10 protein-coding genes and 1 pseudogene are annotated in these 14,006 nt (G+C 40.1%); 6 read left to right on the plus strand and 5 right to left on the minus strand.

The genetic code is table 11. From position 1 onward, the window contains the following. Positions 1-954 precede the first annotated feature (954 nt). Entirely contained in the window at positions 955-2,631 is a 1,677-nt protein-coding gene (locus H6G97_RS34745) for a choice-of-anchor I family protein (protein ID WP_190944942.1), read from the plus strand. Between the two features lie 386 nt (positions 2,632-3,017). Then, the gene (locus H6G97_RS34750) at positions 3,018-3,230 is read left to right on the plus strand and encodes a hypothetical protein (RefSeq protein WP_199349866.1); all 213 of its coding nucleotides are present in this window, start codon (positions 3,018-3,020) and stop codon (positions 3,228-3,230) included. Between the two features lie 10 nt (positions 3,231-3,240). On the opposite strand, the gene H6G97_RS34755 is transcribed toward H6G97_RS34750, so the two are convergent. Beyond that, positions 3,241-3,939 (minus strand): TetR/AcrR family transcriptional regulator, encoded by a 699-nt coding sequence (locus H6G97_RS34755; RefSeq protein WP_190944943.1) that lies wholly within the window; start codon positions 3,937-3,939, stop codon positions 3,241-3,243. Between the two features lie 90 nt (positions 3,940-4,029). Between H6G97_RS34755 and H6G97_RS34760 the strand changes: the two genes are divergently transcribed. Next, complete coding sequence (locus H6G97_RS34760; protein ID WP_190944945.1) at positions 4,030-5,040, plus strand: SDR family oxidoreductase; 1,011 nt, start codon at positions 4,030-4,032, stop codon at positions 5,038-5,040. Between the two features lie 101 nt (positions 5,041-5,141). Here the strand turns inward: H6G97_RS34760 and H6G97_RS34765 are convergent, their stop codons facing one another. The 3 genes from H6G97_RS34765 to H6G97_RS51550 all read right to left on the minus strand — a co-directional run bounded on the left by H6G97_RS34765 (position 5,142) and on the right by H6G97_RS51550 (position 6,956). After that, positions 5,142-5,369, minus strand: a complete 228-nt coding sequence (locus tag H6G97_RS34765; protein WP_338421904.1) for a hypothetical protein — start codon at positions 5,367-5,369, stop codon at positions 5,142-5,144. A gap of 137 nt (positions 5,370-5,506) precedes the next feature. Next, positions 5,507-6,550 carry an alpha/beta hydrolase gene (locus tag H6G97_RS34770; protein ID WP_190944946.1) on the minus strand — a complete coding sequence of 348 codons (1,044 nt, stop codon included), beginning with the start codon at positions 6,548-6,550 and terminating at the stop codon, positions 5,507-5,509. Positions 6,551-6,767: 217 nt separating this feature from the next. After that, positions 6,768-6,956, minus strand: coding sequence for a hypothetical protein (locus tag H6G97_RS51550; RefSeq protein WP_199349868.1), 189 nt, complete (start codon positions 6,954-6,956; stop codon positions 6,768-6,770). Between the two features lie 759 nt (positions 6,957-7,715). Here H6G97_RS51550 and H6G97_RS34780 point away from each other — a divergent pair. Genes H6G97_RS34780 through H6G97_RS34790 form a run of 3 tightly spaced genes read left to right on the plus strand, consistent with a single transcriptional unit; the run spans position 7,716 to position 12,406 of the window. After that, the gene (locus tag H6G97_RS34780) at positions 7,716-8,348 is read left to right on the plus strand and encodes a PAP/fibrillin family protein (RefSeq protein WP_190944949.1); all 633 of its coding nucleotides are present in this window, start codon (positions 7,716-7,718) and stop codon (positions 8,346-8,348) included. Between the two features lie 57 nt (positions 8,349-8,405). Further along, positions 8,406-11,111 (plus strand): two-partner secretion domain-containing protein, encoded by a 2,706-nt coding sequence (locus H6G97_RS34785; protein ID WP_190944951.1) that lies wholly within the window; start codon positions 8,406-8,408, stop codon positions 11,109-11,111. A gap of 53 nt (positions 11,112-11,164) precedes the next feature. Next, positions 11,165-12,406 carry a tetratricopeptide repeat protein gene (locus H6G97_RS34790; RefSeq protein WP_190944953.1) on the plus strand — a complete coding sequence of 414 codons (1,242 nt, stop codon included), beginning with the start codon at positions 11,165-11,167 and terminating at the stop codon, positions 12,404-12,406. Here H6G97_RS34790 and H6G97_RS34795 read toward each other — a convergent pair. Then, positions 12,371-13,413 (minus strand): annotated as a pseudogene (locus H6G97_RS34795) (IS1634 family transposase); the annotation flags it as partial. The gene H6G97_RS34790 and the pseudogene H6G97_RS34795 overlap by 36 nt on opposite strands. Between the last annotated feature and the right edge of the window lie 593 nt (positions 13,414-14,006).

Below are 14,006 nucleotides of genomic sequence, written 5' to 3' on the forward strand. Positions count from 1 at the left end.
GGCGGTTGCAGTTATCCACGATCCGAATCTTAGAGATTGAGGGACAGGCACCTGATCAGGGAGAAAAGTTTTCCCGAATGCATATTTGTGCAGCCTGCCCCTCTGTCTCTTCGTTAAACCACGCCCTATGGCAACCGCCTGAGCAACTTTCGTAAACTATTTTTGCACCACGTCAAAGCTATAGTTGAGTTGTGCCTATAATAAGTTACGGCTAACTATAACTATAAGTTAGCACCATGAAAGTCTGTATTGCTGGATTACGCATCAAAGGCGATACCAAAGACAAGCAAAATTTATCGGCAGCGCAATAGTTTCTATTCAGTTGCCAATATGCACCTCGCGACCGCATATTGGTGAAAGTGTTATGTATCAAGGAAAGTAGTTTTTATCGTAGATTATGTCGGATAAAAGATAAGGTCTGGATACTTATTTAGTTTCATAATTAAGCAATGGCGTGGGCGTAGCTTGATCGCTCCACTTGTTGTCGCTCATTATTTGTGCTAAGTGCAGCATCAGCAAAGTCTTGTAAATGTAATGCTGCGTGATAAAAGTCTAATAATTTATAAGTTTCAAGTGGGCATTTTAATTTTTTCAGTAAAGGCGAAAAGCGCGTAAGTTTCTGTTCGACTGCTCATTTCACCCCGTCAGTGGTGGCTTTAGTTTTATAAAGTTTCCGTAAAAATACTTGCTTTAATCTTTAGTTAACCTTTAGTTAGTAATTAATTAACTTAAAACTCATAATTTTGCAGATGTACCTATGATTGATGGTTCATCTAACTCAGCGTGACTACTTCCGGCTAGGCTAATTTAGTCTACCCGACGCAGAGATAAGACAAATCCACACAGCTAGTAACTAGCTGTGTAGAGATATTTTCGTGCGATCGATTAGCAGTAAGGAGTGTCTGCTTGTCTGACTGACATCAAAAAAGTTAAACATTTAACATTCCTCAAATTATGACTATCAAAAAGCTTGTCGGACTACTAGTTCCATCTGCCATTTTGTTGGGAGCAATGACAACGCCAGCAGCAGCGTTGTCGCTCAAAACTATTGGTACTTATAGTACAGGTATCTTTAATGAAGGGGGGGCAGAAATCCCCACTTATGACCCTGTAACGCAACGGCTATTTGTGGTCAATGGAGGTACTAAGAGTATTGACATCATCAATATTAGTGACCCAACTCAGCCTTCACTATTTAAAAGTATCGATATAACTGCCTATGGTGGCGGGGCTAATAGCGTTACTTTCAAAAATGGCTTACTGGCTGCGGCAGTGCAAGGATCTGTGACCCAAGATCCAGGTAAAGCAGTGTTTTTTAACGCCAACGGTGATTTCTTAAATTCTGTTACTGTGGGAGCGTTGCCTGATATGCTCACCTTTACACCCGATGGAACTCGTGTATTAGTAGCTAACGAGGGTGAACCAAATAGTTACAATCAGCCCAATAGCGTTGACCCTCAAGGCTCAGTGAGCATTATAAATCTTGCTAATTTTAGTGTAATTAACGCTGGCTTTACGCAATTTAACAGCCAGATTGATCGGATGCGAACTGCGGGAGTGAGAATTTTTGGCCCTAATGCTACCGTTGCTCAGGATTTAGAGCCAGAATATATCACTGTTTCAGAAGATTCTACAAAGGCTTGGGTGTCGTTACAAGAAAATAATGCGATGGCACTCCTCGACCTGATCAACAATCAAATTACCGATATTCTACCTTTAGGCTTCAAAGATTATAGCCTACCAGAAAACGGCATTGATGCTAGCGATCGCAATAATGCTATCGACATTGCTAACTGGCCTGTCTTGGGGATGTACCAACCTGATGGTATAGCTTCCTACAAAGTCAACGGCAAAACCTATATTGTCACAGCTAACGAAGGTGATGCTCGTGCTTACGATGGTTTTTCAGAAGAAGTAAGGGTGGGTAATAATGCTTATCAACTCGACCCTACAGCTTTCCCTAATGCTAGTGCTTTAAAACAAAATAGCAACCTGGGTCGTTTAACAGTCACCAACACTCTTGGTGATGAAGATGGCGATGGTTTGTTTGAAAAGATTTACGCTTTTGGTGGTCGTTCTTTCTCAATTTGGGAGTGGGATGAAGCAACAAAAAAACTCAAGCCAGTTTACGACAGTAGCGATGATTTTGAGCAAATTACTGCCCAACTGTTACCGAACTTCTTTAACTCTAATAATGAAGAGAACAACTTTGATGATCGTAGCGACAACAAAGGCCCAGAACCAGAAGATGTCAAAATTGCCGAAATTAATGGTCGCTTTTACGCTTTTGTTGGGTTAGAACGTATTAGTGGTGTGATGGTTTATGATATTACCGATCCACTCAATCCTACTTTCGTTAACTACGCTAACAATCGTGATTTCACAGTTAGTCCAACCATAAACGATAAAACTAATCCAGAGGTAGGGGACTTAGGGCCAGAAGGTCTATTATTTATCTCAGCCGTTAATAGTCCCAATGGTAAACCTTTATTGGTGACAGCTAATGAAGTCAGTGGAAGTACAACAATTTTCTCAATTGATGATGTAAAATCTGTACCTGAGCCTGGAACTATCTTTGGATTTTTGGCAACTGCTATAATGGGCATTCTGAAATTTAAGCACAAGAATTAGAACTCTCAACAATAACTATAGAGAGTTGAAATGGAAAATAATTTATTTTTCCCTTTTGTCAAATTCGGCATCACCGTGCCAATCCGGGAAAATAGTACGAATCGAAAATTTCTTGTGCCTGAAACGACGATTTTTCGTTCAAACTAGATCAAAACTAGCAGCATAACCATAGTTATTTCACAAATTTGATGGTAGACAGCATTTCTTGTAAAGCTTGTCCAATCTAGGTTTTAGCCAAAGCGTACAAATTATCTCTTTCGGCACGGTGATGCCTTATTTATCGCCAGTATCTCCAGGGGTGCAACAGTACCAAAAAACAGCTTCTTCAAGCCGAAGCTAATGCTAAAAGTAAGAAGCTAGAATTTTGGAATCAATCTCAGCCTGTGATGCCTTGGGATTTCCGGCGAGGTAAGAAAACAACTCAAGCAACAAATACGCGATCGCAAACACAACAGTGCCCATCGTACCCAGATATTTGCGTTCCACCAAATTCGGCTGATTTGAATTGTCCTGATATTCCTTATCGCAGATTTAAAGTGGTTCCACCAGACCCACACGGGTTTGATAGAGATGGGGATGGCGTGGGTTGCGAACGGTGATGAAAAGCCATCAACCTAAATTTTTTTCTAAATATTCTGTCATCATCCGTTTGAGATCAGCAATTAAACTATTAACATCGCCACCTTGAATGTGAATCTCTTGTTCTTGTCCAATGAGATAACTCATACCTTTATAAAGGGCTTTCATTACCCTTGCAATCTGTAATCCCTGGATAGGACTGAGATGAGGTCTAACCCGTAGAAGTAAATTATATATATTGGTTAATATTTCTTGCTCAACTCTTTGAGCCGCTTGGGCCAGCGTGATTTGCCCTTCTTGCCCAGTATTAAGATGTCTAAAGGCCGGATATTGACGTTCAAAAGCAACCATCGGGTCAATCACCCGCGAAACGATAGTAGCAAAATCTAAACCGGAAACATCCTGCTGTAAAGCAGTTATTGTATTGTTACTTAATTCTTGTATATATCGCTCTCCCAAAGCAGTTAAGATTGCTTCCTTATTTGAGAAATACTGATACACCGAGCCAACAGAAATACCAGCACGCTCGGCTAAGACATTAGTATTGATAGCTTCTACTCCTGCTTCGACCAGCAAATCGGCGGCGGTATCTAGAATTAAATCACGTCGTTGCTGACCACGCTTGCCGGAAGGATGGCGACGAGTTTTTTGAGATATTGAATCGTCACATGAAACTGGTGAGTTGGGTGCTTTATTGCTTGGAGATTGACTATGTGAGCTTTTGCTCATATACTGCCTAATATGAATACGAGTAATAGCTCACATTAACAAAGTTAGGACGAAATCTACAAGCAATACAATCACTAGGAGATAAAGAGCATGAATGGTAAAACAGCATTTGTGACGGGAGCAACAGGTTTGCTGGGTAGTAATCTTTGCCAATTGCTAGTTTCACAAGGATGGCAAGTCAAAGGGCTGGTGAGATTTATTGATAAGGCTAAACGTTTTCAGCCAAATAGCCGGGTTGAATTTATTCAGGGTGATATTGAGAATGTGCCTGCCTTTGCTCCAGCATTAAAGGGAGTAGATGTCGTATTTCACACCGCAGCCTTTTTCCGGGAGTATTATCAGCCAGGTGGTCACTGGGAGAAGATGAAACACATCAATGTGGATGCCACAATTGAACTTTTGCAAGCGGCAGAGGCACAAGGCGTAGCAAGAACAGTTTTCACCTCATCCAGTGGCGTTATCCAAACCTATCCCCATCAAGCGGCAACTGAAACCGCCCCTTACAGCAAATTCGCTCAAAAAAACCTCTACTTCATAACTAAAGTTCTGGCAGAAAAAGAAATTTATCAGTTTCTAGAAACTAGTCGAATGGATGTAGTCATGATTCTGCCTGGCTGGATGATGGGGCCTTACGATGCTGCACCGACTTCTGCGGGGCAGTTGGTGTTAAATCTATTGGCCAGTAAACTGCCGGGAATAGTTAATGGTGGTGCTTGTTTGACTGATGTTCGGGATGTAGCGGCAGCGATGATTAGTGCTTCCCAACGAGGAAAACGGGGCGAGCGTTACATCGTAGCAGGTTCCTTAAAAACTATGAAAGATATTGCTTTAGAATTAGAAGCGATTTCCGGGGTGAAGGCTCCGAAGATGGTAATTCCTGATGGGATTGCACTCTCAATTGCATGGTTGTTAGAAATCTGGGCAGGTTTAACAGGTAGTGTCAACCCTATGCCATTTGTTGGTGTCCAAACCTTATTAGAAACAGCGAACTTAAGTTCAGCTAAAGCTATACAAGAATTGGGAGTCAGTTTTCGACCTTTGACAGCTACATTGAAAGATACAGTTATGTGGTATCAGTCTCAAGGTTATTTACAGAAATGATTGTTTGAACGCAGATTTTATTTGTTCAAACTCCACACTCTCACTTTAGACACGTAGCGGCTTTTCCTTGGACATCGCCAACCTTTGAGCATTCTCAAAAGCTATCTAATTCGGGCATTCCACCCCAGACTGACGCGATCGCTGATTAACTGCATCTGCTGACATTCCGAGTCCAAGTAGTTCAGTAACTTCAAGTGGTCAATTCTGACAGTGTACTCCCTATCCCACATTGTGACTGTACAACTGAATTCGCCCACATGTTTGACTATGCCCCAGCAGCCACCCTTGCCCCTGAGTTCGGGGTTGTCCTTGACTACGATTTGGCACACTTAGCCAATCTGGTAGGTATTAGGTACTTGGGTTCGCTCCATGATGCGCTGCACAACATCTTTCACGATTTTACCAGTTGGCACTTTCCCGCCAGCAAGTTCTACTGTAAAAGCTAGACACTTAACGATTACAGGACTTAATTAAGAGTGAGTGTTTGTTTGAGCCATGCTGTTGCCTTAACAGCCGCTTCCTCCACAACTTCTTGTTGGTCGTAAAAGGCAATGTGATTTTCTGTAGTCATCCAGTGTAAATTTTTCTGATTGGTTGGTATGCTCTGGAAGAAGCGACGCGCACCATCAGGAACTAAAGCGGTATCTAAATGAATCACCAAAGTTGGAGCCTTGATATCACGACCAGCATCAATAGCATTGAATTGCAAGAAAGGCTCAAAGAACATTACTGCTGAACGATTGACCCAGCCAGAACGCAAACCACGTTGGGTTCCATAATAATCATAGGCTTCTTGACCAGGCATAGCTACGTTAAGGTTTTTGGGGTCTACGTTGGTCATGTAATCAACTTGACCAGTTTTTTCATATTTAATACGTGCCTCTCTACCCATGTTGAGACGAGCTTCGTAGTTCTCACCCAACCATTGACGCATTACCTGTGGGTCATGATAGAAGCCAGCTACGGTAACAAGGGCATTAATTGAAGAGTCCATTGCCGCCGCTTTTGCAGAGTATCCACCACCTGAACAAATGCCCATTAAAGCAACTGCATCAGGCTTAATTTCCGGTAATGCCCGTAAAAAAGTTACTGCACTGTGAATATCCTCAACTTTCATTTGTGGGTTTTCAAACTGGCGGGGTGCGCCACCACTTTCACCAAAGGTGCGATGATCAAAGGTCAAAGCCACAAATCCTTGTGCTGCTAATTGACGGGCGTAAACTTGACTTACTTGCTCTTTGACGCTCGACTGCGGCCCTACCACAACCACAGATGCCTGTGGTGCTTTGATGTTCGCTGGTATATAGAGATTACCTACTACCTTTGTACCCTGGCTGAGAAATTGAACTTTACGAACTGAGATATTATTCGCTGCAACAGTTTTGCTTTGGGTAGGCATAGATTTGGCTTCAACAGTTTGTAAGTCAGCAGTAGCGGTTAATGGTAGAGCTAGTAAACCAAAAGAAGCGAGGAAGAGTGTTTTTACAGCAATTTTTTTCACAGACAGCATGATGTAGGCTCCTTGAGTTGAGGTATAACTGGATTTGCGGCTGTTGTGGTTGTGTTCCCTTGCCGATAGTTAAAGCCCTGTGTGCGGATTAATTAAATTAATACTGCTGTGCAACGTCATGGCTCGGTCTTTAATTAATTCTCTCTGTTGCCATTATCTCTAATTTTCTTGAGCCAAGGTAACTCTGAGCCGTACTTTAGCTCAATATCACATTTAGCTATTGGGTAAGCCTAACTCCATCAACGCCTGACCTGCTGACAACAGTAATATTTTCCACTTTTTCGTCAAATTTTTCGTCCACAGGGGGGGTTAACCAGTAGTGACTCTGGTGGGGTTTAAGTTCTGCTTCTTTTAATAGTTTTCCAACATGGCGGACGGATATGCTTTCAATAATACCTTGTTTCATGATTTCGTCCGCTAGTTCTTTTGGTGTCCAATGACTTATTGGTCGTCCGTAATCTTCAGGTGGAGAACAGAGAAATTTTACGTATACAAGGGGCTTATAGTAACCAAAATATACTTCAGATAAAGAAGCAAAGGGCAACGCACTTTTCTCCCTTGCTTCTAGCTCTTCCTTTGGGAGCTATATCTGCATAATATTTATCAAACTCTTGGAGCGCGATCGCAATCTCAAAATTTTCTTAACTATTAACCATTCAATATCAAGCAGATAAAGGCTAGACCCTTAACTCCAAGATTAAAATCATGATTTTAACTTGCTAAGGGAGTCCAAAATTAGCAATTCTGATAAAAGAAAGTTTGAGCGCAAAAAACTACTTTTGTCAGTAATTAGCAACGTTGTCAATAATAGTATAAGTAACTGCTTTCAATGAAAAACGATTGTCTCTTGTGTTCCCGATTTAGCTGAGTTTCCCTAATTCCTATGAGTTACAAAAAGTACATTGCTGACATTCCAAGCATTGCCAAACTAAAGCATGAATATTCCTTACACATTTGTAGTGTGTTAGCTTACAAGCAAAGGCAGTATCCATGATCGCAACCTACAGATACCGAATACTGATAACTTCAACACCTATACTAACGCTTGAATACTTAACGATCGCCATACAAAGTTAGTTGGTTGGCTGGTTGTGGTTAAAAAATATCACTGATGACTAATAATTACTATTGACAGTAACTTCAAGGGTAAAAGTAGAATATCGACATGCTAGAGGATAATACAGCGAGATTTGCTTTAAAAACTGAGCTTTTATTACGTATAGAGAAATTGGGACTACAGCAAAGCCTATTTCCAACCTCTGACGAACTTATTGATCAACTTGTACAACAGTTGGAGAGCATAAGTCCTATTCTGCAACCGCTTCAGCCTAACCATCTTCCTTCTCTATTAGGTAACTGGCAATTAGTGTATGCATCTGCTGGGACAATTGTCACACGGCAGATTGCATCAATTCCAGATTTTGGGAGTGCAATCAAAATTAAACGCGTGTGGCAAACATTGGCTAGTGACAGCAATATTAGAAAAATCTCAGCCTCTAATAGCGCCCAGCTTGAATTACCCATTTTAGGGGAGTGGCAGTTACAAGCTAATGGACATTGGAAATGGGGTACGGATGAGAAAACTGCCACAGTGTCCTTTAACTCATTTTCCATACAAGCAACAAAACCCTTTGGGCTATCTAATTGGAGTTTTCCTGAGTTGAAAATACCAGTATTAGAATTTCTACAGAAAGAAGCTTTATGGATAACCTCCTACTTAGATCGAGAAATTAGGGTAGGACGAGGTGCAACAGATAATTTATTTGTATTTCGTCGTGATGTAACGCTCTCAACTTAGTCCTCCCAAAAAAGTTTCACTCAATGAAGTTAATTAAAAACAGAATTGGAAATTTAGATGAATAAATCCAATATTCTTCTTGTTTTTTGTCAGCAATTAGCTTTCATCTTTTATGTGTTATTCTCCTCATCTGTGATGGCACAGATTGTTCCAGATAACACATTATCTGTGAAATCTATAGTTACTTCACAGAGTAATACCAACAATATTAATGGAGGAACGCAAGTAGGAAGTAATTTATTTCACAGCTTCGAGCAATTTTCTCTATCTACAGGTAGTACCGCCTACTTTAATAATGCCTCGAATGTTCAAAACATTATTAGTCGAGTAACTGGTTTATCTATCTCTAACATCGATGGTTTACTGAAAGCTAACGGCAACGCTAACCTGTTTTTAATTAATCCTAACGGGATTATTTTTGGCCCTAATGCCGCCCTAAATATCGGTGGCTCGTTCTTAGCTAGCACTGCTAACAGGATTAACTTTGCTGATGGCAGCCAATTCAGTGCAAAAACTCCACAAAATCAACCCTTATTAACAGTGACCGCACCTCTTGGCTTAGGATTTGATGGTAATCCAGGCGCAATTCAAGCTCAAGGTACAGGACACGATCTGACTCTCAATAACCCATTCTCACCATTTATTAAAACCATTAGCTCAAATGGCTTACGTGTCAAACCAGAGAAAACTTTAGCTTTAGTGGGTGGTAAGGTAGTTTTAGAGGGAGGAAAGCTTGAGGCAAGTGGAGGGCGGATTGAATTAGGTAGTGTTGATAAAGGAATAGCACGCATTAATACAGCTTCCAGCGGTTGGACTTTAAGCTATGAAGATGTAATTAGCTTTAAAAATATTCAACTATCTCAACAGTCAATAGCAGATGTCAGTGGCTCCGGTGGTTTCATTCAAGCACAAGGTGCTGATGTGGAACTAGCAAGTGGCTCAATCTTTTTGATTCAAAACCAAGGAAATAAATTATCCGGTGACATTATTGTAAATGCCTTGGAAGAATTGAGAATAATAGGAAATTCTCGAAATGGAGTAATTCCTACTAGTTTAGTTAATGAAACTGTAGTAGGAAATGGAGGAAAAATTGAAGTTTCAACTCAAAATTTAATTCTCCGGGATGGAGCAGCAATAATTGCTAGAACCTACGGTACAGGTAGAGGAGGCGATATCATTGTGAATGCTTCCGAATTCACTCAAGTTGCTGATGGTTCCTCTTCCATTCTTCAACTACCCAGCAATATTATTACTGCAACCTTTAGCTCTGGAGATAGTGGCAATCTGACGCTGGCTACAAAAAAGCTGTCTGTACAAGATGGCGGAGAAATCCTAACTTCAACTTTTGGGACCGGCAAAGGTGGTAACTTAACAGTTAATACTCTTGAATCTACTCAAATAATTGGGTATTTATCGGGTGTTTCACAGCTTTCTAGTACTATTCTTACTAGAACTTCTGGCTCTGGTAATGCGGGCAAACTAGTCCTTTCAACAGAAACTTTAAGTGTCAAAGAAGGAGGTATTATTGGTTCTTTAGCTATTGGTAGTGGCTCTGGAGGGGATGTAACTGTAAATTCTAATAACTATGTAGAACTTTTTGGAGTAGTACCAGATATCTTTACTTCAAGTTCTTTGTCTACTGCAACTTATAGCAGTGGCAATAGTGGGAAATTAACAGTTAATACAAAAAAATTAATAGTTAGGGATGGTGGGGTAATAAATACTTCCACTCGCTCAATCGGAAAAGCTGACAGCCTTACTATTAATGCTTCTGATTCTATAGATGTAATAGGTACAGTCCCGGGTGCTGTCAATCCCAGTCTCATAAATTCATCTGTTATTGATTTCAATGAAAGTTTTCAAGAGCTATATCGCCTACCTTCAATGCTGAGAGGAGATTCAGGAAATGTCACGATTAATACTAATAAATTGAGTATTGCAGATGGCGCATTAATTAGTGTTAAGAATGATGGTTCTGGCAATGCTGGAATAATTAATATTAACGCTGATATAATCCATATTTCAAATTACGGTGGGATCACGGCAAGCACTGCTGTAGGCCAGGGGGGTGATATCGGTATCACCTCAAAATTTGTTCGATTAGATAATGGCATTATCTCTGCAACTGCTGGACAGCAAGGGACTAATGGTGATGGTGGAAACATCACTGTAGACACAAATGTTTTATTTAGCTTGGGAAATAGCACCATCACAGCCAATGCTTTTGGAGGACGCGGCGGAAATATTTGGATAAATGTTCGTGATGGGTTTCTTTTCTCTCAGAATAGCCTAGTTGAAGCCAGCTCTGAGTTTGGAATCAATGGCACAGTTCAAATCAATGGGCTTGCTATTGATTCCAGGAGCATTAAAGCAGCGCCAGAAGTCGTTCAGGAAACTCCTGAAATGACCTCCAACTGCCAAGGGCGATCAGGTGTAGCGACAAATGAATTAATAATCAGTAGCAGAGGCGGTTTTCCATCTAGCTCTGACGAGATGCCAGAGAACATTTATGAGCGGCAGAATAACTCTGTTCTAGTTGGGAGGAGCAATTCGGAAGAACTTAAGGCATCAACAGTTGAACAAACCCTAGAAATTGTAGAAGCTAACGCCTGGACAATAGACTCTAATGGCAGAATTGTTCTGATAGCAGACCCTAATACAGCCACCCCCTTTGCTTCGGCATTGTCTGCCTCAAAATGTCGTCAAGAATCTTATACATCACAAGTATCACCAAGCATAAAAATAACACAGAGAAATGATTAAGTTCCAATACTGGTTTAAGTACTCATTGTTAGGAATTCTAGGTCTGTCAATACTTGCTTGCAAGCCAACCTTCTATTACCCCTGCTCAAACTTCAAGCAAAAAAGCACAACAACACAATCAAGCGCAAGTATTGACCCAGGAAGGTTATAAGCAATTAAATCTCGGTCAGGCAATCAAAGCTTTAGAAATTTGGGAAAAAGCTACGAGCATTTACCGTCAATTAGATAATCAAGAGGAGATTAGTGGAAGCTTAATTGATGAGAGTATTGCCTTACAAGCTTTAGGTGCAAATCTTCGTACATGTCATACGCTCGTTGAAGCCTTAAAGTTAGATAAAAATGCTGGAATTTGTACTATTGCTCCGGCACAATCGACTGAATCTATAAAACAACTACTTTATACAGCGATTACAAAGCAAAAACCAATACCAGTTTACTTATTGGGATGGCGTCATTTAGGAGAAGCTTTACGCCAAATAGGTAAGCTAGATGAATCAAAAATAGTTTTAAAAGAAACGCTCTCACTTACCAAGCGAACACCTTCGGCTGATATTAGCGGAATTTTGCTATCTTTAGGAAAAGTTGAGCAATCTATTTATAAGCAAGCGCAAAATAGATATTTTCAGACAGAAGAACCCGTTTTTCAAAGAGAAATTGTTAATATGGTTCAGTATCAGGCACTTAACTCTCTTGATATTTATCAACAGGTGAGTGATATCCCAAGCATTCCAATTGGAGTAAAACTACAAGCTCAATTACACCGTTTAAGCTTACTATTAGATTTTGATAGTTGGTTAGCCGCAGAGTCCAATCCCCGTAATACAGAGTTAAACAATATTCGCACTAAAATTAATCATCAGATTCAGCCAGCAACAACTCTAATACTAAACAATTCTTCGGCATTTTATCAGCTACCAGCTAGCAATTCTATTTATGCCAAACTCAATTTTGCTAAAAGTTTAAATAAGATTGCAAGCAAACAATTACGCTCAATAGCCATCGAATATGCTGAAGAGGCATTGCAGACAGCTAAAGGACTGAATAACTCGCGATTAAAGTCAGATAGCTTCGGCACTCTAGGCAAGTTAAAACCAGAGCAATCACTTGCATATTTTCAGGCAGCTTTGAGCCAAGCTCAGTTAAGTCAATCATCGGATCTTGCTTATCAATGGCAGCAGCAGTTAGGGGATTTGTACAAAAAACAAGGAAAGTACGATACAGCCCTTCAGGCTTACAGTGCAGCAATTGATAATGTAACTTATTGCATCAGCTTCACAAGCAAATTTATCTTGTGAAAACTTTTTCAACTCCTGAATAGCTTTGGACTCTGCCTTGATAATTTTTTGTGAGAGTTTACGCAGGTCTGATTCTTTTCTATCTTGACTCTGCACTACTAACCATCTTTGTTCTATTCCGGCATAATTTACTGTTTTTGTCGCAAATTTATATCCTGGCAAGCTACTATCAATAAATTCCGATTCTGGTAGTGTTGATACTAATGATTGTGCTATTTTATACTTAATGGCACTCGACATAACCAGCGTAATTCTGACATCAATTTTAGATTTGATTCTGTATATAAGGCGCAGTCTGCAACTATGAGACTATTTACTTCTATTTGTTTTTGGTACTCAACTGCTATTTTACCAAAACATGATGAGTCGGCTTGGTTTCCTGATGCTAGTTTTAAAAATATTGGTATGTCCCCATCTCCTGAACATATTAGTTCTATAATAAATTGTTTCAGGTCTGGTCTATGATCTCTTGAATAACCGTAAGTAATGGTAATTTCTTTTGGTGATTTTACAGTTAACTCTTCTAGGTCTTGGGTTTTTCCTGATTGTTGATTCTCAAATATTACTTCTGGTAAGCTGGTATTGTATTCCCCATGCACGTGCATTGATGATGAATCTAGATGTGATGATGACAGAGATACATTAAATTTTTTGGCGGCTTTTAAGGCGATGATAAAAAATATTGTATCCAGTCCTTTTATAAAAAGTTTATCCCTGACTCTTCCCAGTTTATCATCGTTGAGATATTCTGGTTTTACTCCTGCTCCTATTAAATGCTCACAGGCTATTGTTTCAAAATATTGGGGAAACATATACAAAGGTTTTGATACAAATCCTAACCCATTCAATATCATGGCTTTAACGACATGACCTGGGCTGACTTTTTCTCCTTTCTCTTCACCTATTAATTCATTGATTGTTTCTACTAATCCTATAGAATCTATTATTCCTGCTACTATACCTAGATGGTCTATGTTCTGAATTTCAATGTCTTTGGCATTCAATATCACAACAGTATTCTCCACGGATTCTATTGTAATTAAATCATTTCTCTTTTTGTTATCAATTAATTTTTTTAACTCTGACGTTTTCCTTTTCTTCTGCCTTTCGTCACAAAACTTCCTCTTCTCGCCAATTCAAGAGACTTAATACTACTTCTTCTCATTAAGTCTCTTAACTTTTTCATTCAATTTAGTTCTTATGTACTACTCTGTCAGCTTTTTGTTGATGTGTGACAGTTAGGGTGCGGAAGGTGGGATTTAGAGCGAGATTTGGGACTTTCTACCCAATACGGTTCGGATAAGCAGGGGATGCAGGGGAGGCAAGAGAGTTATTATTAAGCAATTTCTCTTCCCCTGCTTCTCTTCTCCCCCTGCTCCCCCTGCTCGCCTCAACAGATAACTTTGTTAACCGAACCGTATTGACTTTCTACCTACAACTCTAACCGCATGAATGCTGATGATGTCAGCAAACTTGCATCCTTCGCTTATCACAATCATCCTGACATCTTCCAAGAAGTGATGGCTGAACAACCAGGGATTCTGAAGTTTCTTAGTAATCCAGTCGTAGGAGCAGCTTTGGGAGCGATCGCGGCTAAATG

It is taken from the genome of Nostoc flagelliforme FACHB-838, assembly GCF_014698065.1.
GTDB classification, from domain to species: Bacteria; Cyanobacteriota; Cyanobacteriia; order Cyanobacteriales; family Nostocaceae; genus Nostoc; species Nostoc flagelliforme_B.